Consider the following 23,164-nt stretch of genomic DNA (forward strand, 5'->3'; position numbering starts at 1 on the left):
GCGACCTATTACGGCCACGCCGTTCAGGACATCCGCGCCTACCTCGACGGAGCACCCGCCCGCCGCCTCGGCTGAACCGCGACACCGGCCGGACCGGCCGGCCCCTTCCATCGGAGAGCAACACCGTGACCACGAACCAGCCCGACACCAGCACGCACAGCGCCGGCCGGCACCGGAAGGACGCCCGGCGGATGATGAAGCTGGGCGCCTTCCTGCCGGCGCCCGGCCACCACGTCGCCGCCTGGCGCCACCCCGACGCCCGCCCGGACGGCGGCCTCGACTTCGACCACTACCGCTCCGTGGTGCAGACCGCCGAACGCGGCAAGTTCGACATGATCTTCCTGTCCGACGGCGCCGGCATCAGGACGCACTACAAGGACGCCGACGAGCTGAGCCGCCAGGGCCGTATGGTCCACTTCGAGCCGCTGACGCTGCTGTCCGCGCTCGCCGTGCACACCACCCGCATCGGTCTGACGGCGACGGCCTCCACCACGTACAACGAACCGTTCCACGTCGCCCGGAAGTTCGCCTCGCTCGACCACCTCAGCCAGGGCCGCTCCGGCTGGAACGTCGTCACCTCCGTGACCGACGCCGAGGCGCGGAACTTCAACCTGGAGCAGCAGCCCGACCATGCGGCCCGCTACCACCGCGCACGCGAGTTCATGGACGTGGTCACGGGCCTGTGGGACAGCTGGGAGGACGACGCGTTCCTCCACGACCAGAAGTCCGGCCGCTTCTTCGACCCGGAGAAGCTGCACATCCTGGGCCACCGCGGTGAGCACTTCCGGGTGCGGGGGCCGCTGAACGTGGCCCGGCCGCCGCAGGGCCACCCGGTCATCGTCCAGGCCGGTTCCTCACCCGACGGGCAGGACTTCGCCGCTCAGTGGGCCGAGGTCGTCTTCACCGCCCAGCAGACCCTCGACCAGGCGCAGGCCTACTACCAAGGCATACGCGAGCAGGTCGCCGCCCATGGCCGCCACCCCGATCACGTCAAGGTCCTCCCCGGAGTCTTCGTCATGGCCGGGCGTACGCGTTCCGAGGCCGAGGACAAGTACGCCGAGCTGCAGGACCTCGTCGACCCGGTCGTCGGACTCGGTCTGCTGACCGGCCTCCTCGGCGACATCGACATCTCCCACCTGCCCCTGGACGGTCCGCTGCCCGAGCTGCCGCCCACGGAGGGCAGCACCAGCCGGCAGCAGCTCGTCTACGAGCAGGCCCGGCGACAGGGTCTGACCATTCGTCAGCTCTACCTCTCGGTCGCCGGCGGCCGCGGGCACCGCTTCCTCCTGGGCACACCGGAATCCATCGCCGACGAACTGGAGGACTGGTTCCGCAACGGCGCCGCCGACGGCTTCAACATCATGCCGTCCCACCTGCCCGGCGGGCTCGACGACATCGTCGACCTGGTCGTACCGGAGCTTCAGCGCCGCGGGCTCATGCGGACCGAGTACGAAGGCTCCACGCTCCGGGAGAACCTGGGCCTGCCCCGCCCCGCCTTCCGGGCGTCCGGGGTCCGGGCATGACGATCGACGGCAGGGAGCTGCGCTCCGTCCTGCGTTCGCACGCCTCCGGCGTGGCCGTGCTCACCGCGGCCACGCCCACCGGGCCGGCGGGCGTCACCATCACCTCGTTCACCTCGATCAGTGCCGACCCCGCCCTGGTCTCCTTCGCCCTGGCCGAGTCCTCCTCCACGTGGGCCCGTCTCCAGAGGAGCATGTGGTTCGGCCTCCACATCCTGTCGGCTGACCAGACAGACCTGGCCGAACGGTTCGCGGCCCGGGGTGTCGACCGCTTCGCCCCGCCCACCCGGTGGAGCACCGGACCGCGGGGAGTTCCGCTGCTCGACGGCTGCGCGGCCCGGCTCATCGGCTTCCGCTACCGCCAAGTCCGGCTCGGAGACCACCACTTGGTGGTCTGCAGCGTCGAGCACGCGGAGACCGGTACGCCCGGGAACGCCCTGATCCACCATCAGGGCGCTCTGCTCCCAGCCGGTTCCACCGTCCCCGCGAGGATCTGACATGCCGAAAGTGCTTCTCTTCTCCCGCCGGCCGCTCGACCGGCGGCCCCTCCACAACTGGCTGGGCGACGCAGCGTCCGACGTCGTCCTGGTCACGCCGCGGAAGGCGGTCGCCGGGACCGGCGACCTCGTCACCGAACGCTTCCTGGGCCACCGGCTGGTCGACGACTACGAGAGCTGGGCCACCGACGTCGTCGCGGAGGAGGCGGCACGCGCCTTCGGTGTGGATCTGGTGGCGAGCACCAGCGAGGACGACGTGTTGCGCGCGGCCCGTCTGCGCGACCGGCTGGGCCTGCCCGGACAGCCCGGAGTGTCCGCCCTCGCCTACCGCGACAAGGTGGTGATGAAGCGGCTGGCGCGTGCGGCAGGGCTGGCCGTACCCGAATTCGCCCCGGTCGACGACCCGTTGGGCCTCCTCGACTTCGTCGACGCGCACGGCTTCCCCGTCGTGGTCAAGCCGCGGTTCGGCGCCGGCGCCGAGGGATTCGCCGCCCTGCGGAGCGAGAAGGACGTGGACGCGTTCCTGGACCCGGGACGGCCGCGTACCGTCCCCTTCGTGGCGGGCCAGTGGATGGCGGAGTCCTTCGCCCACGGGGAGTTCTTCCACGTCGACGGCATCATGCGCGGCCATGAGGTGCTGCACTGCTGGCCCTCCCGCTACAACACGGGCGTGGCCGAACATCTGCGGGACGCGTCCGCCCTCAGCAGCGTGATGCTCGACGCCGGTGACCCGCTGACGGCACGGCTCACCGCGTTCACCTCCGACGTCGTCGCAGCACTGCCCGCCTCCCCGATGCCGGGCAGCTTCCACCTGGAAGCCTGGGTGGGGGACGACGGAGCACCGGTGCTGTGCGAGATCGCAAGCCGCGCGGGCGGAGGGCCCATCGCCGAGACGTACGAGCGGGCCTTCGGAGTCCATCTCGCGAAGGAGGGCCTTCGTGCCCAGTGCGGGCTGGAGCTCTCCGCGGACACCGGGCTCGGCGCTCCGGCCGAGACGTACGGCTGGATCTCCCTCCCGCCCGGCACGGGCCGCTTCGAGCCACCGGCCGGTCCGTGCCCGGTCCCGGGGGTCCACCTCACCGTCCATCTGGAGGTGGGCGCCGTGGGCGAGGGGATGCGCCACGCGGTGGACTCCGCGGCCCATGCGGTCGTCACGGGGGCGTCGGAGGCGGAGGTGAGCAACCGGCTGGAGGAACTGGCCCGTTGGTGGCACGCGGAGACCACCTGGGGCTGAGCGGTAGCCGGCGGCGGTCCCGCTCTCCCGCCACCGACCGCGGGCGGGCGGGACCGCGGCCCCGTTCGAAACGCACGGCCGTTCCGCGCCAGTCTGGTCAAGCGGTGGCCGGCGGGCGGGCCATCGCCCAGCGGATGGCGGCGGTGAGGGCTCGTCCGGCGGGCCGGACGCAGGTGCTGTCCACCCCGGCGAGGCGCGGCAGCCTCAGTGCGTCCCGCGCCCACACCGGAAGCGTGGCCACGGCGTTCGCGCCGAGAACGGCGTACGGACCGCGCGCGATCCAGGGCAGCGGCGGGTGCAGCAGGACGTAGCGGACCGCCTCGTGGGCCTCGCGCGTGGCGCGCAGGTGAGGGCGGTAGGCGGCGATACGGGCCGCCAGTTCCTCCTGCGTGCGCGGCGGGTCGATGACGCCGAGCGCGGTCGCCACACGGGCCGTGTCGGCGATGTACGCGTCGCGGCCTGCGGCGTCGAGCGGCTGCGCGCCGTAGCGCCGGTGGGCGCGGAGAAAGCTGTCGACCTCGGCGACGTGGACCCAGCCGAGCAGATCCGGGTCGGCTGCCGAGTACGTCTCGCCGGCCGGTGTGGTGCCCCGCACGCTCCGGTGGACCTTCCGTACGCGGTCGACCGCGCGCTGTGCGTCCTGTGCCGTGCCGAAGGTGGTGACGGCGAGGAAGGTGCTGGTGCGCTGGAGACGCTGCCACGGTTCGTCCCGGTAGCCGGAGTGGGCGGCGACCGCTGCCATGGCGAGGGGGTGCAGCGACTGGAACAGGAGGGCGCTGAGCCCGCCGATGAACATGGAGGCGTCGCCGTGGACGGTGCGGATGGCCGCGTCCGGTGCGAACCACCGTGGCCCTGGTGTGTCGTGGATCCGGGCGCGGTTGGCCGGGCCCTCCGGCCCTGCGACGCGGCTGAAGAGCGCGCCGCCCAGCCGGGCCCGGAGGTCCACGCGCGCTCGGGGAACGACGTCCACGCCTCCAGTATCGACCCGTGCGACGGAACCGGTCCGTGCGACGGAACCGGTCCGTGCGACGGGACCGGTCCGTGCGAAGGGACCGGTCCGTCCGTGCGACGCCACGTCATCGCCGGGAGGTTCCGGCGCTCCGTCCGGCGGACCCATCGCTAGTCGGCGCGGTGCGGTGCTCGACGGGCGACCTGCAAGGAGGCCGAGACGGGCAGGTGTTGCCACCCGGCGGAGCGGCGGGCCCGCTCGACCGGACCGCTCCACAGCGCCTCCAGCACCGCGTCGGGAGCCCCGTCCGGATCGAGGACGAGGCCGATGTGGGCCTCGGCGCGTGAGGGTCGGCCCGTGAGGCGTACCGCGGCGTTCCGGACGCCCGGGAGGCTTCCGGCGTCGGCGGCGAGGGCGTCGCTCAGCGCGTCGTCCCGCAGCTGTACGCCCTGCCGGCGGTCCGGGCTCCCCACGGGCATACGGCCGGGGCGGTGCCGGCGCAGCTGAGCGAGGAACCACCACAGGGCCAGCAGGAGGACGATGGCCAGTCCTGCGATCACGGCCGGCCACCACCAGTCCTGATCGGTCCATGCCGTGCGATCGGCGGTGGAGAGGAGGACGTCGTCGGGTGCGGTCAGCGGCCAGCCGACGGGAGGGTTCAGATCCCAGTGCCGGTAGATGTCGAAACCCCCGGCGAGGACGAGGAGTCCGCCGCCCAGCAGCACCATGCCGATCGACGCCAGCAGGACCCGGTTGATGGTGGACTGGGTTCTCATCGCTCCTCCAACTCCCCCTGAGCGGCGGCTCGTACGACGTTCGATGGGGTTCGTGCTGCCGTCACCTGGGGCGCCGCCGTACGCGGACTCTCAGCCGCAGCGGACGGGCCAGGGCGAGCCGGTCCGTCTGTTCGTGGGCCAGGACGTCGGTGAGGTCGGCACGGACCTCGTCCAGGTCGCGGAATCCCGCGTCCGCGCGCACGCGTATCCCGCGTCTGCGGACCCGGACCTTGGCCCGGCTCACACCGGGGACGCGAAGGGCGGCGTCGCGCAGCAGTTGCCGGGCGCCGGCACGGTCCAGCACCGCGCGCGCCGAGTCCGTGTGCGTGTGCCTGTCCGTGCCGCCGGTGACGCGGAGCGGCAGGTGGTGACGTAGTCCGGGGGTCAGCGCCAGGACGGCCAGCCACAGTCCGAGCGCCGCCGCGACGGCGGCACCGGTGAGCACCCAGACGTCGTCCAGGGGGCGGGTCGCCAGCTCATCGGCCAACTCCTTGCGCCAGGAGGCGGCTTCGTGGCCGGTACGGACCCGGACGACCTCGTAGAGCAGCGTCCCGGCGGCCAGCAGCAGACCCAGCGCGACAACTGCGGCCGGAGCGCGCCGTGTCGACCACGGCCGGTGCGGACTGTCCGGGACGTCACCACGTCGACGACGGTCATCACCGGTCGCAGGGAGGGGTGTTGACGGGCCGTCGGCAGATGTCCCGGCAGACCGCGGAGGCTTGTCCAGCGGTGTCCGTGTGCCCTGGGCGGCGGGGCGTCCGTTCGGGGTCGTGTCCCCGGAACCGGGCGAGGTGGGCGTCTGATGGCGGGTCATGAGCACCTCCTTCCGCGGCCCTTGTCCCTACGCGGCTGCCCCGTGCCCGTGGCCCGTCCTGCCTTTGGATTCAGGGAGCGTGCCGGGTTCAGGCCACCCGTCGGCCTTCCTGGCTCTCGACGGAGACCAGTCGGCCGATGACGAGGTTGACGTCGGTGACGCGCAGGTCGGTCAGCTGGGCCACGCGCTGAGCGACGTGCTCCTGCACGCGGCGGGACGCGTCGGCGATGTCGATGGGGTAAGGCAGTTCCACGGTCAGGCCCAGCCGGGCCGCGCCACGGTGGACCACCGCCGAGGAGCGGGGGTCGGCCAGGACGCTCCGCACGAGTGGCGGGGCCGGCTGCCGGAGCAACGCCTCTCGCGCCGCCCGGACAGCGATGCGGGCCACCACCTTCTCCGGGATCACGGTTGCTCCGCGCTCGGCCGGTGGCGGAAGCCGCCCGCCCGCTCCCGCGCCCCCGGACGCTCCGGGAAGCGCGGGAGCGGAGGGCCGCGTGGTCATGAGACCCGGCTCCGGACAGGTCCGGTGTCACTCCGGGACGGCGGCCTGGACTGTGTCCTGGACTGCGGGGGGCCGGGGCTCCGCGTACGGCGCCCCTCGTCGCGCGGGCGACGCGCCTCCTCCCGGGGACGTACGAAGTCGCCCAGGGCGAGGTCACCCTGCAGGAAGCCGCCGATGATCAGCCCCAGGGCACCCAGGGCGGCCACCACCACGAACGCCCCGAACCCTCCGAAGTAGCCGGCGAACCCCAGGACCATGCCCGTCAGCAGCCCGATCGTTGGCTTGGTCATCCCTCACTCACCTGTCTCGTGTCCCGAGGGGGACCCGCGGCTCACGCCACGCGGCCCTCGCTCTCCTCCGAAGTCTCGTCCTCCTCGTCGGGCAGATGGACGTCGTCCACGGCGATGTTCACCTCGACGACCTCCAGGCCGGTCATCCGCTCCACGGCCGCGATGACGTTCGCGCGCACCTCGCCCGCGACATCGGATATCGAGACGCCGTACTCGACGACGACATCGAGATCCACCGCTGCCTGGCGCTCGCCGACCTCGACGCTCACACCGCGCGTCAGGCCCGGCTTGCCGGCGGGGACGCGGTCACGGACGGCTCCGATACGCCGGGCCATGCCCGCGCCGAGGCTGTGGATGCCCGGTACCTCGCGCGTGGCCATCGCGGAGATCTTCTCGACCACACTGTCCGAGATCGTGGTACGCCCGCGGTCCTCGGGGGACCGGGGCTTCTTTCCGCCCTGCCGTTCCTTGCCGGTCTCGTTCGAGTGGCCTCTGCCTGTGGCGGGAGGGCTGGTCGTGTCCGTCATGAGGATGCTCCTCGGCGATAGAGGTCCCGAGCGGGCATCACGTCGATGCCCGTCACTGCTTGGACACCCCGCAGCGGAAACCCTCACGCAGAAAAAGAACATTTCTCGCATAGGATGCAGAAATGGCCCATAAGGCCCGCACGCAGAGTGACGGCGGCCCCGGAACCGCAAGTGAGAACCGATGCGCGAGCAGAACGGCTTCCGATCGCCCCCACGGGAAGAGGGCGCGCCGCCCCCGCCCGGCGGACCAGGCCAGGCACTTCCCGGCAGCACGGCGGCCGGGAAGGACGGGCCGGCCGCGGCGTCCGGGGACGACGGGCTGGACGCGGCGGAGGACTGGCTGCTGTCCGTACGGGCGGGCGAGGGCGACGACGACGCCTTCGCCGTTCTCGTCCGCCGGCACACCCCCGCACTGCTGGCGCTCGCCGTCCATCTCCTCGGCAACCTCGCGGACGCCGAGGACGCGGTGCAGGACGCCTTCATCCGCGCCTGGCGGCGGCTCCCGGAGTTCCGCGGCGACGCCCAGTTCCGAACCTGGATGTACCGCATCGTCACCAACCGGTGTCTCAACACCCTCCGCCGGCGGACGCCCACCGTGTCCCTGGAGAACGCCCCCGAGCCCACCACCCGCGACGCGCACGCCTCCCCCGAGCGCGCCGCCGAGGCCGACGCCGCCACCGCGGCCCTGGCCCGGGCGCTCGGTTCACTCCCCGCCGACCAGCGTGCATGCTGGGTGCTGAGGGAGTTGCACGGTCTGCACTACGAAGAGATCGCCCAGGTGATGGGCACCAGCGAACAGTCCGTGCGCGGCAGGCTCTTCCGCGCGCGGCGCTCCTTGACGAAGGAGATGACGTCATGGCGCTAGACGACTCGCACTCCCCTTATGCCGGCAGCGCCCCACCGGGAAGGACCGGCGCACGCCCCACCGTGCTGCGGTCGGGCGACGCCGCCCTGATGGCCGGGGACGAGCGGCTGCCCTGCGGACGCCCGCTGAGCCTGGCCTGGGAGCAGGCCCGTGACCGCACCGGCCCGCTGGACCCGCACATCGCCTCCTGCCCGTACTGCACACAGGCGGTCGAAGGACTGACGGCTCTCGACCGGGCCACGCTCGCGCTCCGCACCCGGGAGCGCCCGAGCGGGACCACACTCGCGGGGCGGGTCATCGACGCCGTACGCACCGAGGTCCGGATCGGGCGCACGCTCCTGCTGGACGACCCCGCGCGCGACCTGCGGATCTCGGAGACCGCGGCCGCGAAGGTCCTCCGGCGGGCAGCCGACACCGTTCCCGGCACACAGGCGTGCAGCTGCCGTCTGACCCCCACGGGGGACGGCACCGGCGTGCATGTCGCCCTCACCCTGGCCTCCGGACTGGGGGCACCGCTGCCCCAACGGGCCGATCTGGTACGTCAGGCCGTGCTCCGCGCCGCGGACCGGGTCCTCGGACTGGCCGTCACCACCGTCGACATCGAGATAGTGGACGTCACGGGGCGCCTCCACCCCCGCCGCCCGCGCGAAGCCACCCGGCCCGGAGGGCGGACCTCGTGAACGACCGTGAGGTGAGCGCCCTCCACCGGGCCGCTGCTCGCGCGGCCCTCTCCGCCCCCGGGGTGAGAGACCTGCAGCCCGGTCTGCGCCACCAGTTGGCCGCGGCCGTCCGCGGCGGACACGGCACGCACTCCCCGACTGCTCCGCCCGAAGCCGGCATCCGGACCGTCCACACCCACGACCCACCGGGCTGGCACGTCGAGGTGCGCTGCATCGTCGACGAGTCGCGGCGTGTGCTGGACACCGCCCGGGACGTCCGCGAACGCGTGCGGGCCGCCGTCACCGACCACCTCGCCGGGCGGGACGAGCCCGGTCGTGTCGACGTGCTGGTCTCGATCACCCGCACCGAGCCGGTCTGAACCTTCACCACCCTGGCAGCGCAGGCGGGACATCGGGCTACGCCTCCCTGGAACTGCCGAGGCGCCGCCCCTTTTGCGCCATGGCGGACATGTCCTGCGCCCCGCATGAAGGAGAGGTGTTTGGTCACAGCCGTCACCGGTCAGGCGAACAAGACACAGCCATAGGAAGTGAGGCAGACGATGACCAACCTCGTACTTCTCACCGCCCCCATGCTGGCGGCGCTGCTCCTGCTGAGCTTCGCACCCTCACGGGCCAAGCACCGCGCGCAGAGTCCGCGCCACCGCTGACATCGCCTGCGCTGCACCACGACGCATGCCGTGAACGGCTTCGCGTATCGACAGCTCAAGACCGCAGTCACCGCGCACATTTCAGGACGAAGCGAGCGACCTCTTCCCCAGCCGCGCGGCGCCTGCTCACCCTCCGCCAAGGACGGAGTCGTCGAGACGATGCGCAAGGCGAAGGCGGCGACCGTGCCGTGTACGGCTGCGCGCGCGGACCTGGACCGGAGCCAGGCGGACCTGGACCGGAGCCAGGTGGGGGACGAACCGTTCGCACGGCGTTCGGGACCCGCTTGCCGGGTCGGGGGCGGACAAGGAATACCCTCTTGGGGCAGAGGAAAATTCGGGGGAGATCTGCGCGGTGATGCGGAACACTCGGGGCGACCGATGAGTTCCGCCGGTCATGCCGGTCTTCACCGGTGCCATGACCCACGTCCACGCCGGCAGCCCTGGCTGCGAGGCGCCTGTGACCCGTAATCCCAGCGAGGTGCTGCCATGTCGGCTGCGATCCCACAACAACCGGCCGTACGGGCGGGGCGTACCCCGACGGTGGTGCGGTTGCTGGTACTGGCCACGTTCGTGGTGATCCTCAACGAGACCATCATGATCAACGCCATCCCGCGGTTGATGGACTCGTTGCACATCACCGAGCAGTCCGCGCAGTGGGTGTCCACCGCGTTCATGCTCACCATGGCCGCGGTGATTCCCGTCACTGGCTGGTTCCTGCAGCGGGTCACCACCCGCCGGGCCTACGGGATCGCGATGGGTGTGTTCCTCGCGGGTACGGCACTCTCAGCCGTCGCGCCGGCCTTCGAGGTGCTGCTGCTCGGTCGGATCGTGCAGGCGGCGGGGACAGCTGTGATGATGCCCCTGCTGATGACCACGTTGATGATCGTGGTCCCCGAGCAGGACCGCGGCCGGGTGATGGGCAACGTCACCCTGGCGATCTCGGTGGCGCCCGCGCTCGGCCCCGCCGTGTCCGGCCTGATCCTGCAGGTCGGGTCCTGGCGACTGCTGTTCGTGGCCGTCCTGCCGATCGCGGCTCTGGTGACCTTGTTCGGACTGCGCAAGGTGGAGAACATCAGCGAGCAGCAGGTGAGCTCGATCGACTGGCCCAGCGTCGTCCTGGCGACGCTCGGCTTCGGCGGCCTGGTGTACGGCCTGAGCCTCTTCGGCGAGGGTGATGGCGAGGTCGGCACCGCCATCGGCATCGTCGCCGCGGGCTCCGCGGCCATCGCGGTCTTCGTGATCCGCCAACTCAAGCTGCAGCGCACCGGTGCACCCCTGATGGACCTGCGCACCCTCAGGCACCGGACCTACAGCCTGTCCTTGGCCCTCATGTCCATCGGGTTCCTGGCGATGCTCGGGTCGATGATCCTGCTGCCGCTGTACCTGCAGAACCTGCGGGGGCTCACCCCGCTGGAGACCGGTCTGCTGATGATGCCGGGCGGTCTGGTGATGGGCCTGTTGGGGCCGACCATCGGCAAGACGTTCGACCGGTTCGGCAGCCGGCCCCTGGTGCTGCCCGGCTCGATCGGAATGGTGCTCGCCCTCGGCGGTTTCACCCAGGTCTCCTTGACGATGCCGTTCTGGCAGGTGCTGGGATTGCACGCGCTGCTGATGGTCAGCCTGGCGGCGACGTTCACCCCGGTCTTCACACTCGGCATGGGCGGGCTTCCCCCGCACCTGTACTCGCACGGCAGCTCGATGCTCGGGACGTTGCAGCAAGTCGCCGCAGCGTTCGGGACCGCGCTTGTGGTGACGGTGATGTCCGCACGCTCCAGCCACCTGGTCGCCGACGGCGTCGCCGCGGTGCCCGCACAGGTGAGCGGGATGAAGCTGGCCTTCGGCATCGCGACCGCCCTCGCCGTGGTGACGATCGTCGTCGCGGCGAAGCTGCCGAACCGGGTCGCGGGCGCCCCGGACCACGGCAACGTCGGCGCGGACGCGCCCGACGACGGACCTGCGATGCAGCAGCACAGCACGGCGGCCGTTGTCGGCGAGAAGAAGACGGACATCCGGTGAACGGCGCCGACCGCACGCGCCGAGCCCATCTCCACCTCTCGTACGACACGGTCCGAGCAGACGGCGCCTGATCCAGGTCGGCAGGAACGCCCGTACGGCAGTACGCCTCCCCCGGCACCTTTGCCGGGGGAGGCGTACTGCCGTACGGGCTCATTGGCGGAGGAGCGACACCACGCGCCAGGCGCCCGGGGCCGTCAGCGGTTCCGCTCCGCCCCGCATGTGGCACCGAGGGCGGCCACAAGGAATTCCTGAACGGCCTTCTCCACCTCGGGCGGCCCGGCGACACCCGGCACCGTCAGGGTCCAGCCGAACGTGACCTGACGGCGGCCGTCCGGTGAACTCCACGACTGGGATCGGTACCCGAGTCAACCCTCGCCGCGCTGCAGGAAGGCGAGCAGCGCGGCGGTGAGTTCGGCGGGGCGGTCCTCGGGGAGCAGGTGGCCCGCGCCCTCGATGACGCGGAGTTCGGAACCTGCGATGAGGCCGGCGAGCTCACGGCCGCGTTCGGCCGGGACCCAGGTGTCTTCGGCGCCCCAGCACACCAGGGCCGGCAGATCGATCCCGGTGTAGCCGCGGTGGATGCGGTCGGTGTACGACGGGTCCGCGCGCCGCTGGGCGAGTTGACGGTAGAAGGCTGCCTGCCCGTCCGCTCCGAGCCACGGCGCGGTCAGGGTGTCCAGCACCTCCGGGCGCAGGCCCGGCGAACTCGCCGTGGCGACGTACTCGCGGAGCATCATCCGGTGCAATGTCCCCGGCAGTTGGCGGAAGACCTCCGTGTGCTCCCCCACCAGCCCGAAGAACGCGCTGCCCCACGGGGACAGCGACACCGCGTCGACCAGGACCAGGCTGCGGTAGGGGACACCGCGGTCCACGTGCGCGCCCAGCGCGACGGCGCCGCCGGAATCGTGGGCGACGACGTCCGGGCGGTCCAGCCCCCAGTGCCCGAGCAGGTCGGCGAAGACGCAGGCCAGCGCGTCCAGGGACAGGTCCTGTCCTTCGACCATGGCCGAGGAGCCGTAACCCGGCATGTCGAAGACGTACACCGAGCGGCTGCGGGCCACAGCCGGAGCGACATCACGCCAGATGAACGAGGAGAACGGCGTGCCGTGCAGCAGGACGAGAGGTGCGCCGCCCGGATCGCCCAGCCGGTCCCATCGGACCTCGCCCAGGCCGCTGTCGAAGCTCTCACCCAACTCCCACGTGCCCACCAGCAACGCTCCTTCGAGATGCCCCGGCCGACAGGGGCGCCCGCTCACACCTGAATCGCGCGGCCCGGTCCGGCCACTCGTCACCGGGTCCGAGGCGGACCGCACACGGCGACGCCGCGTTCGTTCAGGCTTCCCAGCACGAGCCCGTCGCCGAACGCGCAGACACTGGTGACCATGCGATAGGGCGAGCGACGGAGAACGAGGTCGTGCACGATCCGGCTCTCCGAATCGACGGCCAGGACCCTGACCGTAGTACGAGGCCGGGCTCTGAGCCTGGTGACCGCGGCTCCCATGGCCCCGGCGGCCCGCCGGACCGTTCCTGATCTGCGGTGGAGCCAGTCCAGGGCCGGTTCCCTCGGGCTCGCGATCGCGATCCAGTACAGTCCGCCCGGGCTTCGTGAGATGTTGTCGGGAAAGCCCGGCAGACCGTCGAGGAAGGTGTCCCGGCGACCGGCCCGGGGCCCGGTCAGCCAGAACCGGGTGAGCCGGTACGCGCCGGTCTCCGCGACGATCAGGAACGACTCGTCCGGAGCGAGCGCCACGCCGTTGGCGAACTGCAGCCCGTCGAGCAGGACTTCTGGCTCACCGCCCGGCCGGAGGCGCACCAGCAGCCCGGTCCCCGTGTGCTCAAGGATGTCGCCGAGCCATGCCTCCAGTCCGTGGCGGCGGCTGGAGACCGTGAAGTACACCGTGCCGTCGCTCGCCTCGGTGACATTGCTGCAGAACCGGAGCGGACGCCCGTCCACCTCATCGGCCAGGACCTCCACCGAACCCGCTCGGGTGTCGACGCGCAGGAGACCGCGTCGGGCGTCGCACACCAGAAGTCCGTCGTCGGCCGTCACCTCAAGACCGAGAGGTCGTCCACCGGTCCGCGCGAGTACCTCGGAGTGGTCCGTACGCCCGGCTTCGTCGAGGGTGAACCGCAGGATCCGGCCGTCCCCCGTTCCGGTCAGGACCCTGCCGGAGGCGTCCACCTGGACATCCTCCGGGCCCTCGGCCTCGGGGGCGCTCACGTGCAGCAGCGCCAGAGGCCGCTCGTTCTCCCCCTCGTACCGGGCCGCCGTCGTCCTCACCGCGCCTTCCTTCCCCTGGCCGCCCGCACGCACCGCGTCATCTCCTCGGTCCTCCACGCGCGGGCCGCAGGACTGCGAAGAAATGCCATCGTGACTCCCAACAGTGCGGCCGATGATGTGTGCCCGCAAGAGGCGGCGCCGGCACCTGGTCGTGGGCCGTCCGGGCGACCACTGGGCGCCGCACCCGTCTCACCCGCTCTGCAGCCGGAGTTGCACGTCCTTCTCCTGGTCACCGGAGGCTCCACCCTCGTCGTGCACCACGAAGGCTTCGGTGAGGACCTGCTCGAGATAGTCCACCGAGGCGTGGCTGCCGAGGATGCGGGCCACCACGGGAGCGTCCAGCCGTGTCGGGGCGAGTGAAGCGCGCGGGCGCGCGATGTCGAGCGTGGCGGTCCACACCGTCGCGGTCCCGTGCCGGTCGGGTGGGGTCGCGTCGTCCGACAGGTAGCAGGCGTACAGCACGTCGAGGACCGCGGCTGCGTCCCTCCGGGTGCATTCGCTGAGGGTGACCGTCACCTCTGTCTCAGGCTGTTGACCGTGTGTCATGTCAGTCCACCTGTTCCCGGGCTCCGGCCCGTACGTGCTTGAGGGGTGCTCGGTCCTCTCGCTGTCCGAGGACCACCCGGCGATTCATCCGTCATCGGGTGCCCGAGCGGACGTCATCCCATTCCGGTGCGGCGCGCCGGGCTTCGGAACCCTGACCGTGACGGCGCGAGCGCCCTGCCGGGCGCGGTCCGCTGCGGCGTTCGGCCTCAGCCTGCCGTACGCCTCGCGCACTCGACCACCACATCCCGCAAGCTGCCGGTCCGCCGGAAGAGTTCGCGCTGGAACCTGGCACCCGTACCGCGGCGTGACAACTCCTGCAGTCCCTCCTCGACCAGAGCCCGGTCACCGTCGTCGAGGACCTCCCGCACATGCTCGAAGAGCGCGCGCACCACGGAGTCGGAGGATTCGGGGCGCATGGTGAGGGGGTGCAGCAGGTCGCCGTCCAGCCCCGACCGGGCCGCTCGCCACGCCGCCAACCGGAGCACGCCCACCCCGTGCGGCACCGGCGGCTCACCGGCCCTCCACTGCTGGGCCGCCCGCTCGACCAGGCCGCGCGTCAGCGCCGCGAGAAGGAGCGTGGTCGAGGGGTCGAGGCAGACATCCGCCACGCGCACCTCGACCGTGTCGTACTTGTGCGACAGGCGGGCGTCGAAGTAGATCATGCCCTTGTCACGGAGAACCCCCGTCTCCAGCATCGCTTCCACCTGCGCGTGGTAACGCTCGGCGGAGCCGAACATCTCCGCCGGCCCGGCCGACGGCCACCGCCCCCACACGCGGCTGCGATAGCTGCCGTACCGGCTGTCCTGCCCTTGCCAGAAGGGGGAGTTGGCGCTCAGGGCGAGCAGCACCGGCAGCCACGGGCGCATGCGGTCGAGGACGGCGACACCTTCCTCATCCGATGCCACGGACACATGGACGTGACATCCGCAGGTGAGCTGCTCCTGAGCGGTGAGCCCGAACTGCTCCTGCAGCCACCGATAGCGTTCCTCGGAGCTGATGGAGGGACTGGCCTCCAGCGGGGAGGTGGCCAGTGCGGCCACGGCCGCCCCCAACCGCCCGGCGTGGTGCGCCGCTTCACGGCGCCATCTGCGGAGTTCGTTCCACAGCTCCGTCATACCGGTCTGCGGCCGGGTGGCGAACTCCAGCTGCTCCCGGTGCAGCTCGGCCTCGAATCCGTGCTCCTCCGTGTCACCCGAGGTCCCGGTGGCGGAGGCCAGGACGGCCGCGGACAGCGCCCTGGGCTCTCCGGAGTTGGCGTCCACCAGGAGGAGTTCCTCCTCCACGCCGACACTGCGCATTGACGAGCCTCCCGACACGCTGTACGGGTCGCTGCCGACCCGGTGCGACCAGGCTCGCCTCCCCGCTGCGTGCGCGCCCGGTATCTCGCGCCGAGTACCCCGCCACGTCACTCACATGGCCGACCGGCCGAGGGCCACCCTCCCGGACCGGCCGGCGGCCACCCTCCCGGACCGGTCGGCGGCCACCCTCTCGGACCGGCACCGCGGGCCGACCAGTGCTCGCTCGCCGAAGCGGCGTGATCATGGCCAATGTGCGACGGCATGCGGGGACGGGAACGTTCCGGTGGACTGTGTCGTTGCCGCAAAGCCTGTCCACGTCGCGACCCCTGGGAGTCCCGTGCCCGACGCCACACCCGCCACTCCTCTCCCCGTCCTCCCGTCCCTGAGCCGGCAGGCCGAGCGACTGATCGAGACGGGGGTGCACGAGATCGCAGGGCTGTCCGCCGCCGAGCTGCGCGCCTTCGCCGAGTCGGCCGAGGCCGGTGCGGACGGCGAGGGCACCCTGCTCGCCGTCCACCCGGACCGTGCCCCCGCATCCGCCCTCGCGCCGCTGCTCCGCCGCGACGACAAGCCCGGCTTCGTCGTCTCGGACATGTCCGACGTCGATCTCTTCGCCCCGCTCGACACCGTCACGCCGCCCGGCGCCCCGCTCTACCTCCTCACCGGTCTCGACCGCGGCGACCGGATGGCCAACTGGAGCCCGGACGAGGCGCTGCCCGCACTCACCGGTGAGGCCCGCACCCCGTTGCTGCTCACCGAGGGCATCCACTGGGTGCTGCAGCAGCCGGACGCCCTGGAGCGCAACCGCTGCTTCATGACCATCGGCTCCCGGCTGCGCAAGGCCAACGGCACGCTGGACGCCCGCACCCCGGCGATCTGGATCAGCAACGGCACCGGACGGGACGGCCGCGAACGCCGCAACGCCCCCAAGGTCGGCTGGTGCTGGGCGGGCAACCGGCACACCTGGCTGGGCTTCGCCTCCACCACGGGCAGAAAGAGCCGGACCCTGTGACGCTGTGCGCCGTTGCGGCAGTTCACCGTCCGGGGTCAGCCACGCAGCGCCAGAGCGCCTCCCAGGCCGACCAGGCTCACGCCCGACAACCCGGCGAGGCCCTGCCGAACGGCGGGGCGGCGCAGCAGACCCTCGACGCGGGCCAGGAGCAGGAGGACCAAGGAGAGCCAGAGCAGGGTCATGATCCAGAAGAGCCCGGCGAGCACGGTGTGCGCGGCGGTCGTCGTCAGGCCCGGCAGGGTGAACTGGGGGAAGAGGGACAGGTAGAAGGCCGCCACTTTGGGGTTCACGAGGTTGCTGACCAGGCCCTGCCGGAAGGAGACCCGCGCGACACGTCCCGCGTCAGGACGGGTGTGCCGGGCGTGAGGGTGAGCCGGAGCCTCCCCTGCCCCGCTCCGGCGCAGACGGACGAAGTCCACCAGGGCTCGGACGCCGAGGTGGACGAGATAGAGGGCACCGACGAGGCGCAGGACGGTGTAGCCGAGTTCCGAGGCCGTCAGCAGGGCCGTCAGACCGGCCACCGCGGCCGCGGCCAGCACGGCGTGGCCCAGCATGATCCCCGCCGCGGTCGCGATTCCGGCATGCCGTCCCGATCGGGCGGTGACGGCCAGCAGCAGGGTCAGATCGGGGCCGGGCACCACGATGATGACCAGGGCCGCGGCGACGAAGCCGACCAGTTCTGACATGGGGATCCCTTCGGCGGGTGATGGAACCCGGGTCGACCGCGCAGAAGGGGGTTGCCGGGTGCCGTACGCATCGGTGGCGACCTGGCCATTTCAGCGGATGCCGCGGCACCGGGGCAGGGCCAATCGCAACGATCTGGACCGACTCGGGGTCGGCACCGCGGGCCCATCGCCGATCCGGTGATTCTCCTGCCGTGGACGCATGACCGGGAGCCGACGTGGAACCCGATGACCGCTACCGGACCAGGAGGTATCGCCATGCCCGCAGGGTCGAGCCAGAAGCGTGAACGGCAGTACGAACGGATCAAGGAGAGCCAGGAGGAGAGGGGCGCCTCGGCCGCCAGGGCCAAGGAGATCGCCGCCCGTACGGTGAACAAGGAGCGCGCGCGTTCCGGTGAAGCGAAGACCGCCGGCCGCACGTCCACACAGGACCCCAAGTCCGCACCCCAGAGAGGCGGCGAGCGGTCCGGCAAAGGCACAGGACCAAAGGGTCCAACGCGCGACCAGCTCTACAACGAGGCCAGGAAGAAGAACATCGAAGGCCGCTCCTCGATGACCAAGGACGAACTCGCCAAGGCGCTGGGCCGCTGATCCGACCCGCAGAATCCGGCGCGGCCCTGACCGGCCCCCGCGAGTCCGTCAACCGGTCGCGGGGGCCGAGTCGTTGGGTGTGCTAGACGCCGAACTCGCCGTTCCTCACGGCCTCGACGAACGAGGACCAACCGCCCTCCGGGAACACGAGCACCGGGCCCTGCGGGTCCTTGCTGTCACGCACAGGGACGACGGCGGCGAAGTCGTCGGAGACCTCGATGCATTCGCCTCCGTCCGAGTTGCTGTAGCTGCTCTTGCGCCAGGTAGCAACGCTCAGGTCAACGGGACACACGGCACTTCCTCCAACAGGCGCAGGACGAACTTCCGCGATTCGGCCGGGGACAACGCCAAATCGCGCACCGCATCGTAGGCACGTTGCAGCCGATCGACCGGCACGTTTTCCTCGATCAGCTCACCGCGATAGGCGTTCTCGGCGTACGCCACAGTACGCCCGTCGGGCAAGCGCAGAAACATCACGGCAGTGCTGTCCAAGCCGTAGAGTCCCGCGCTGAACGGCAGCACCTGAAGAGTTACCGCTCCGCGCTCGACCAAGGTCCCCAGATACTCCAACTGCCCCCGCCACTCCCCCGCATCGCGCAGGGGCGTCCGCAGCACTGCCTCCGACAGGATCGTGCGGAACGGCGGCGCATCGTCCCCCTCCAGCCGTTCGCACCGACCCATCCGGGCCTCCACCTGCTGCTCCAGCTCCTCGCCCTTGAGGCCGCCCGCGGCGAGGACTTCCCGCGCGTACTCCGGCGTCTGCAGCAGTCCAGGGAGCACGCTCACCGCGAAGTGCCAGAGGCTGGTGGCCTCCGCCTCCAGCGCCATGTACCGGCGGTACCGCTCGCGGAACTGGGTCTGGTCGCTCACCGCCAGTTCCCAGAGCGCCAGCAGCAGTCCCGGCGTCCCGTAGTGCTGGTCGAGGGCCTGGACGACTTCGGGGCCGCCCAGCGTCTCACCGTTCTCCATCTTGCCGAACAACGACCAGTCCCAGCCCAGCCGTTCGCCGAGCTGCCGCAGGCTGTCGCCGCGCTGGGTGCGCAGGAGCCGCAGCTCCTCGGCGAACCGGGCTCGGGGTTCGCGGCTGCGGCCCGTGACCGCTCGCCTGGTCGGCATGGTGCCCTCCGTGGAAGGTGTGGAACTTGCGCTGTCCTGCGGGGAAGCAGCTCGCCTCGACGGTGTGTCGGCCCGGAGACGGAGCCATTCTCGTAGCGCCCCCATCACGCACCGTAAGCCACATCGTGCGGCCGGGGCAGCCGATCCCGTGAGGAACGACCGATGGAGCACGCTCATGACGACCCGGGGCACCGCCGTCACCGAGGACGAGGACCACGGCCGGACGACCGACGATCCCGTGGCCTCCCCCGCGCCGCCCCCGGCAGGGGGGAAGGTCCGGGAGGCGGTCGAGGCCCGCGACGCCCTCGCCTCCGCTCTCACGCTCGCAGGTATGCAACTCCCTTCCATGGACGTCCGCGTGCCCTGGCAGGACGCAGCAGCGGGGGACGACCACGATTGCGACGCAGGACGGGCCGCCCGCTATGCCCTCGTGCACCTCGGCGTCTGCTCCGCCCCCGTGGCCCACGCCCTGGCCGCTGTGATCGCGAAGGGCGCCGAGCGGTGACCGGACGACCGCAGTCCCCTCCCGCCGGTGACCCGCCCCCGGAACCGGCCGTCGGTGTCCCGGTCCGGGACACCGAACGCGACCGCGTCGGGGTCGTCATGGGACGGGAGGGGCCGTACCTCCAGCTCCGTCCGCTCGGCGGCGGCCGCGAGTGGGACGCCGAGCCCGGCCGCGTCCGGCTGATCAGTCAGGCGGAACTGCTGAGCGCCCGCGTCGCGGAGGCGAACGCCCGCAGCCGCAAGGACGGCCGCTGAGCGATCCGGGCAAAGGCCACCGTCACAGGCACCGAGTACGCTGAGCGGCCACGACAGCGCTTCGGGTGGGGGCGGGGGCAGGTGTACGACAGCGGGCGCATGGTCAAGGTCAACGTGGCCCTCATCGTGCTGCTGCTCCTGTTCGTCGCCGTGCTGGGGATACGCGCCCTGATCGGCCCCGACATGGCCTGGACGTACGACAAGGTGTTCCGCGGTCCGGAAACGGGCCGGCTGTCGGACGTCATCGCCACCGCCGACGACGACATCTGGGTGGTGGGCAACGCCACCGATGCCACCGATGCCACCGACCGCGACGGGGACGGGGACGACTCGGCCGACGACGGGTTCCTCCTGCACGACGACGGCACCGGTTGGGAGCGTCGTCCGATGCCGGAGTCCTTCGGCCGCAGCGTCCACGAGGCGCGCTTCGACGCCGTGGACTCCGGCGGGGTCCTGCTGACGGCGAGCGCGCGGGACCTCGGCGCCCCGCGGATGGCGCACTGGAACGGCACGCGCTGGACGCCGGTGCCCCGGCTTCCCGACGACCCCCGGATCGCCGATGTCAGGGCCTTCGCTCCTGACGACATCTGGGTCCTCGGCGGCGGGACGAGGGCGTACCACTGGGACGGCGCCCGCTGGACCGCCCTGGATCTTCCCGTCACGGCGGGCGCGCTCGACGGCGTCGCGCCGGACGACGTGTGGGCCGTCGGCTCCCGCGACCGGGACCCCGGCGGGGACCCGGAAGGCCGGTACGCCCAGCCCGCCGCGGCGCACTGGGACGGCCGGGCGTGGAAGTCCGTACCGACGCCCGGGTACCGCTACGGCGTCCCGGCGCCCGAGCAGACGGCCTACCTCACCGAGGTGGTCGCGCTGGGAGACGACGACGTACGGGCGTACGGCGAGCTCACCTCCGTCAGCGAGGACGACGAGCCCGACCCTCCGGAGCAGGGCATCCGGCTGCGCTGGAACGGCACCGGCTGGACCAAGCTGCCGAACGCGGAGGGGGCGTGTGCCGAGCGTGGCCGTGCGGTGCGCGACGGTGACCGCGGGTCGGTCCTCGGCGCGAAGTGGTACCGCTCGGCGGACGGCGACTGCGAAGGGATCGCGCAGCCGGAGCTGCCGAGCGGCGGCGGCATCAGCCCGGACGCGCGGCAGTCGCTCCGGCTCCATGCCATCACCGCGGTCCCCGGCACCGACACCGTCCTCGGCGTCGGCTCGGTCGACGTCTCCCAGGGCGGGAATCCCACGAGCAGATCGGTGATCGCCCACCTGGAGCGGTGAGCGCAAGCCGAACAGTGCCGGCGACCAGACCGATGAAGGCCCGCCGGGGCCGCGCGCCCGGCGCTCGTCCGCTCCTGCCTAGTCCTGCTCCGTTCTCGGGACGACGAAGGCCACCGTGGTGTCGATGTCCGCGTCGCGACGTCTGCGCCGCGCCTTGGGCGTCACGGCGTCGCGGACGGCGGTGTTGAAGGCTTCGTCCGCGGTCGTGGCACACGTGACGAACGTATGGGTGCCCGGGTGTCCGTCCGCCGTGATGATCGGCAGCGTCACCTCCCACCACCCCGCGGAGCCGTCCTCCGCGAATCCGAACCGCTCCACCGGCACGACTTCCGCCTGTGCACGTTCGGAAGGGTCGACGTAATAGCTGTCCATCATCAATCAGCGCTCCGGCTCCGATCCCGAGTCCCGCGCATGGCCCGCGCGAGGAACATCGCCGTATCCCAGACTCGTCGGGACGAGGGGCGTGCACATCCGGCCACGGTGGACAGTTCCGTACACCGGGAGCGTGCGGGCGGGCCCCTGCCGGTACTCCGCGGGGAGTACCGGCGCACGGCCGGAGGGGGAAGATCTGGTGCCCGTGCCGCGGTGACCGGCCTGCGTGATTGGTCACGGGGTTGCGGCCGGTGCTGCGGAAGGAGCCCGGCGGCGGCGGTGGGCGGGAGCGGCGGGTCAGCGGGAGCGGCGGGTGTTGAGCCGGGCGGCCTGGCGCGTCAGGTGGTCGCGTTCCGCGAGGTTGGGGGCCTTCCGTGCCGCCTCCGCGTACAGCCGTGCCGCCGTCGCCAGGTCGCCGTCGCGCTCGTGGAGGTACGCCGCCGCCGCGGTGTGGCGGGGCAGTTGGTCGTCCAGCGCCCCGAGGGCCGCGAGCCCGGCGCGCGGACCGTCGGCCTCGCCGACGGCGACAGCGCGGTTGAGCCGGACGACCGGGCTGTCGGTCAGGCGCGCGAGCTCGTCGTACCACTCGACGATCTGCACCCAGTCCGTCTCCTCGGCGGTGGGCGCGTCGGCGTGGAGTGCCGCGATGGCGGCCTGGGCCTGGAACTCGCCCAGCCGGTCGCGGGCAAGAGCTGTCTGCAGGATCTCGACGCCCTCGGCGATCGATGTCGTGTCCCACCGGCCGCGGTCCTGCTCGGCGAGCGGTACGAGGCTGCCGTCGGGCGCCGTCCGGGCGGCGCGCCGGGCGTGGTGGAGCAGCATGAGGGCGAGCAGCCCCGCCACCTCGGGGTGGTCGATCGCGGCGGCGAGTCGGCGGGTGAGCCGGATGGCCTCGGCGGCGAGGTCCATGTCGCCGGAGTAGCCCTCGTTGAAGACCAGGTAGAGGACGCGCAGCACGGTGGTGACGTCGCCGGGCCGGTCGAACCGGACGCCGGACACGGTGCGCTTGGCCCGGCTGATGCGCTGCGCCATGGTCGCCTCGGGCACCAGGTACGCCTGGGCGATCTGGCGGGTGGTCAGCCCGCCGACGGCGCGCAGGGTGAGCGCGACGGCGGACGACGGCGTCAGCGACGGGTGGGCGCACAGGAAGTAGAGCTGCAGCGTGTCGTCCACCGCGGGCGCGGGCCCGGGGGCCGGCTCCTCGTCGAGACGGTCCTCGCGGCGGCGGCGGGCGGCGTCCGCGCGGGTGGCGTCGAGGAACCGGCGCCAGGCCACGGTGACCAGCCAGCCCTTCGGGTCCCGCGGAGGGTCGGCCGGCCAGGTCCGGAGGGCCTCGACGAGGGCGTCCTGCACGGCGTCCTCGGCCGCCGCGAAGTCGGCTCCGCGGCGGACGAGGACGGCGAGCACGCTGGGCGTCAGGCTCCGAAGCAGAGCCTCATCCATGGAAGGCGCAGTCCGAGGTGGTGGGCGGCGCGCCCAGGAAGGGGCGCAGTTCGAGCCATTCGTGGATCGGCTTCCCGCCCGCCCCGGGTGCGGCGGACAGTTCCCCGGCCAGCTCGACCGCCCGTTCGTGGCTGTCGACGTCGATCACCATCCAGCCGGCGATGAGGTCCTTGGTCTCGGCGAACGGGCCGTCGGTGACCGGCGGGCGGCCCTCACCGTCGTACCGGACCCACTGTCCCTCGGGGGCGAGCGCCTGACCGTCGACGAACTCGCCGGTCTTCTCCAGCCGGGCCGCGAAGTCGTTCATGTACTGCACGTGCGCCGTGACCTCCTCCGGCGCCCACTGGTCCATGGGGACGTCGTTGACCGAAGCCGGAGCGCCGCGGTAGTGCTTCAGCAGCAGGTACTTGGCCATGGTGGTTCTCCTCGGTGGTGGTGCGGCCCATTCTGGTCGCGTTCATACCA

Annotated in this window: 27 protein-coding genes and 1 pseudogene; 12 read left to right on the plus strand and 16 right to left on the minus strand. The window is 72.0% G+C overall.

Annotated elements, in window-relative coordinates:
* The first annotated feature begins 125 nt into the window (after positions 1–125).
* The 3 genes from ABZ822_RS28165 to ABZ822_RS28175 are packed head-to-tail and all read left to right on the plus strand — an operon-like array spanning position 126 to position 3,251.
* Positions 126–1,523 carry an LLM class flavin-dependent oxidoreductase gene (locus tag ABZ822_RS28165; protein ID WP_360860221.1) on the plus strand — a complete coding sequence of 466 codons (1,398 nt, stop codon included), beginning with the start codon at positions 126–128 and terminating at the stop codon, positions 1,521–1,523.
* Positions 1,520–2,017, plus strand: a complete 498-nt coding sequence (locus ABZ822_RS28170) for a flavin reductase family protein (RefSeq protein WP_360860224.1) — start codon at positions 1,520–1,522, stop codon at positions 2,015–2,017. The genes ABZ822_RS28165 and ABZ822_RS28170 overlap by 4 nt, the downstream gene beginning before the upstream one ends.
* 1 nt (position 2,018) lies before the next feature.
* Entirely contained in the window at positions 2,019–3,251 is a 1,233-nt protein-coding gene (locus ABZ822_RS28175; protein WP_360860227.1) for a hypothetical protein, read from the plus strand.
* 97 nt (positions 3,252–3,348) lie between these two features.
* Here ABZ822_RS28175 and ABZ822_RS28180 read toward each other — a convergent pair whose 3' ends face one another.
* The 6 genes and pseudogenes from ABZ822_RS28180 to ABZ822_RS28205 all read right to left on the minus strand — a co-directional run bounded on the left by ABZ822_RS28180 (position 3,349) and on the right by ABZ822_RS28205 (position 7,109).
* Positions 3,349–4,221, minus strand: coding sequence for an oxygenase MpaB family protein (locus ABZ822_RS28180; protein WP_360860230.1), 873 nt, complete (start codon positions 4,219–4,221; stop codon positions 3,349–3,351).
* A 149-nt stretch (positions 4,222–4,370) separates the two neighbouring features.
* On the minus strand, positions 4,371–4,976 hold the full coding sequence (gene amaP, locus ABZ822_RS28185) for an alkaline shock response membrane anchor protein AmaP (RefSeq protein ID WP_360860233.1): 606 nt from the start codon (positions 4,974–4,976) through the stop codon (positions 4,371–4,373).
* Between the two features lie 61 nt (positions 4,977–5,037).
* Positions 5,038–5,790: a DUF6286 domain-containing protein gene (locus tag ABZ822_RS28190; RefSeq protein ID WP_360860236.1), complete on the minus strand. Its 753-nt coding sequence runs from the start codon at positions 5,788–5,790 to the stop codon at positions 5,038–5,040.
* 88 nt (positions 5,791–5,878) lie between these two features.
* Positions 5,879–6,196, minus strand: a complete 318-nt coding sequence (locus ABZ822_RS28195; RefSeq protein WP_360860239.1) for a hypothetical protein — start codon at positions 6,194–6,196, stop codon at positions 5,879–5,881.
* Between the two features lie 203 nt (positions 6,197–6,399).
* A pseudogene (locus tag ABZ822_RS28200) lies at positions 6,400–6,582 on the minus strand (hypothetical protein); the annotation flags it as partial.
* Positions 6,583–6,623: 41 nt separating this feature from the next.
* Positions 6,624–7,109, minus strand: coding sequence for an Asp23/Gls24 family envelope stress response protein (locus ABZ822_RS28205; protein ID WP_360860242.1), 486 nt, complete (start codon positions 7,107–7,109; stop codon positions 6,624–6,626).
* Between the two features lie 181 nt (positions 7,110–7,290).
* On the opposite strand from ABZ822_RS28205, the gene ABZ822_RS28210 reads away from it, so the two are divergent.
* From ABZ822_RS28210 to ABZ822_RS28225, 4 genes are all read left to right on the plus strand, one after another.
* A complete protein-coding gene (locus tag ABZ822_RS28210; RefSeq protein ID WP_360860245.1) occupies positions 7,291–7,974 on the plus strand; it encodes a sigma-70 family RNA polymerase sigma factor in 684 nt (227 codons plus the stop codon).
* Positions 7,965–8,654: a hypothetical protein gene (locus tag ABZ822_RS28215; protein ID WP_360860248.1), complete on the plus strand. Its 690-nt coding sequence runs from the start codon at positions 7,965–7,967 to the stop codon at positions 8,652–8,654. Before ABZ822_RS28210 ends, ABZ822_RS28215 begins: the two co-directional genes overlap by 10 nt.
* The gene (locus ABZ822_RS28220) at positions 8,651–9,013 is read left to right on the plus strand and encodes a hypothetical protein (RefSeq protein ID WP_360860251.1); all 363 of its coding nucleotides are present in this window, start codon (positions 8,651–8,653) and stop codon (positions 9,011–9,013) included. The genes ABZ822_RS28215 and ABZ822_RS28220 overlap by 4 nt, the downstream gene beginning before the upstream one ends.
* A gap of 774 nt (positions 9,014–9,787) precedes the next feature.
* Positions 9,788–11,317 (plus strand): MDR family MFS transporter, encoded by a 1,530-nt coding sequence (locus ABZ822_RS28225; RefSeq protein WP_360860254.1) that lies wholly within the window; start codon positions 9,788–9,790, stop codon positions 11,315–11,317.
* A 365-nt stretch (positions 11,318–11,682) separates the two neighbouring features.
* On the opposite strand, the gene ABZ822_RS28230 is transcribed toward ABZ822_RS28225, so the two are convergent.
* The 4 genes from ABZ822_RS28230 to ABZ822_RS28245 form a co-directional block, all read right to left on the minus strand.
* Positions 11,683–12,525, minus strand: coding sequence for an alpha/beta hydrolase (locus ABZ822_RS28230; RefSeq protein WP_360860257.1), 843 nt, complete (start codon positions 12,523–12,525; stop codon positions 11,683–11,685).
* Positions 12,526–12,605: 80 nt separating this feature from the next.
* Positions 12,606–13,553 carry an SMP-30/gluconolactonase/LRE family protein gene (locus tag ABZ822_RS28235; RefSeq protein ID WP_360860500.1) on the minus strand — a complete coding sequence of 316 codons (948 nt, stop codon included), beginning with the start codon at positions 13,551–13,553 and terminating at the stop codon, positions 12,606–12,608.
* Between the two features lie 234 nt (positions 13,554–13,787).
* Positions 13,788–14,144 carry a hypothetical protein gene (locus ABZ822_RS28240; protein ID WP_360860260.1) on the minus strand — a complete coding sequence of 119 codons (357 nt, stop codon included), beginning with the start codon at positions 14,142–14,144 and terminating at the stop codon, positions 13,788–13,790.
* Between the two features lie 206 nt (positions 14,145–14,350).
* Positions 14,351–15,442, minus strand: a complete 1,092-nt coding sequence (locus ABZ822_RS28245) for a glutamate--cysteine ligase (RefSeq protein WP_360860263.1) — start codon at positions 15,440–15,442, stop codon at positions 14,351–14,353.
* A 337-nt stretch (positions 15,443–15,779) separates the two neighbouring features.
* Here ABZ822_RS28245 and ABZ822_RS28250 point away from each other — a divergent pair, with 337 nt between their 5' ends.
* Positions 15,780–16,454, plus strand: coding sequence for a DUF5701 family protein (locus tag ABZ822_RS28250; RefSeq protein ID WP_360860266.1), 675 nt, complete (start codon positions 15,780–15,782; stop codon positions 16,452–16,454).
* 35 nt (positions 16,455–16,489) lie between these two features.
* Here ABZ822_RS28250 and ABZ822_RS28255 read toward each other — a convergent pair whose 3' ends face one another.
* Positions 16,490–17,140 carry a LysE family translocator gene (locus ABZ822_RS28255; RefSeq protein WP_360860269.1) on the minus strand — a complete coding sequence of 217 codons (651 nt, stop codon included), beginning with the start codon at positions 17,138–17,140 and terminating at the stop codon, positions 16,490–16,492.
* Positions 17,141–17,395: 255 nt separating this feature from the next.
* Between ABZ822_RS28255 and ABZ822_RS28260 the strand changes: the two genes are divergently transcribed.
* The gene (locus ABZ822_RS28260) at positions 17,396–17,728 is read left to right on the plus strand and encodes a plasmid stabilization protein (protein ID WP_360860272.1); all 333 of its coding nucleotides are present in this window, start codon (positions 17,396–17,398) and stop codon (positions 17,726–17,728) included.
* Positions 17,729–17,810: 82 nt separating this feature from the next.
* Here ABZ822_RS28260 and ABZ822_RS28265 read toward each other — a convergent pair whose 3' ends face one another.
* Together ABZ822_RS28265 and ABZ822_RS28270 are read right to left on the minus strand one after the other, a co-directional pair.
* On the minus strand, positions 17,811–18,020 hold the full coding sequence (locus ABZ822_RS28265; protein ID WP_360860275.1) for a DUF397 domain-containing protein: 210 nt from the start codon (positions 18,018–18,020) through the stop codon (positions 17,811–17,813).
* Positions 18,002–18,844: a helix-turn-helix transcriptional regulator gene (locus tag ABZ822_RS28270; RefSeq protein ID WP_360860278.1), complete on the minus strand. Its 843-nt coding sequence runs from the start codon at positions 18,842–18,844 to the stop codon at positions 18,002–18,004. The genes ABZ822_RS28265 and ABZ822_RS28270 overlap by 19 nt, the downstream gene beginning before the upstream one ends.
* A 175-nt stretch (positions 18,845–19,019) precedes the next feature.
* Between ABZ822_RS28270 and ABZ822_RS28275 the strand changes: the two genes are divergently transcribed.
* From ABZ822_RS28275 to ABZ822_RS28285, 3 genes are all read left to right on the plus strand, one after another.
* The gene (locus ABZ822_RS28275; protein WP_360860281.1) at positions 19,020–19,349 is read left to right on the plus strand and encodes a hypothetical protein; all 330 of its coding nucleotides are present in this window, start codon (positions 19,020–19,022) and stop codon (positions 19,347–19,349) included.
* Entirely contained in the window at positions 19,346–19,603 is a 258-nt protein-coding gene (locus tag ABZ822_RS28280; RefSeq protein ID WP_360860283.1) for a hypothetical protein, read from the plus strand. The genes ABZ822_RS28275 and ABZ822_RS28280 overlap by 4 nt, the downstream gene beginning before the upstream one ends.
* Positions 19,604–19,684: 81 nt before the next feature.
* Positions 19,685–20,884 carry a hypothetical protein gene (locus ABZ822_RS28285; protein WP_360860286.1) on the plus strand — a complete coding sequence of 400 codons (1,200 nt, stop codon included), beginning with the start codon at positions 19,685–19,687 and terminating at the stop codon, positions 20,882–20,884.
* A 78-nt stretch (positions 20,885–20,962) separates the two neighbouring features.
* Here ABZ822_RS28285 and ABZ822_RS28290 read toward each other — a convergent pair whose 3' ends face one another.
* The 3 genes from ABZ822_RS28290 to ABZ822_RS28300 all read right to left on the minus strand — a co-directional run bounded on the left by ABZ822_RS28290 (position 20,963) and on the right by ABZ822_RS28300 (position 23,114).
* Positions 20,963–21,259 carry a hypothetical protein gene (locus tag ABZ822_RS28290; RefSeq protein WP_360860289.1) on the minus strand — a complete coding sequence of 99 codons (297 nt, stop codon included), beginning with the start codon at positions 21,257–21,259 and terminating at the stop codon, positions 20,963–20,965.
* Positions 21,260–21,553: 294 nt separating this feature from the next.
* A complete protein-coding gene (locus ABZ822_RS28295) occupies positions 21,554–22,699 on the minus strand; it encodes a DUF6596 domain-containing protein (protein ID WP_360860292.1) in 1,146 nt (381 codons plus the stop codon).
* Positions 22,692–23,114, minus strand: a complete 423-nt coding sequence (locus ABZ822_RS28300; protein ID WP_360860295.1) for a YciI family protein — start codon at positions 23,112–23,114, stop codon at positions 22,692–22,694. Before ABZ822_RS28300 ends, ABZ822_RS28295 begins: the two co-directional genes overlap by 8 nt.
* Positions 23,115–23,164 lie beyond the last annotated feature (50 nt).

It is taken from the genome of Streptomyces sp. NPDC047108, assembly GCF_040643575.1.
Classification (GTDB): domain Bacteria; phylum Actinomycetota; class Actinomycetes; order Streptomycetales; family Streptomycetaceae; genus Streptomyces.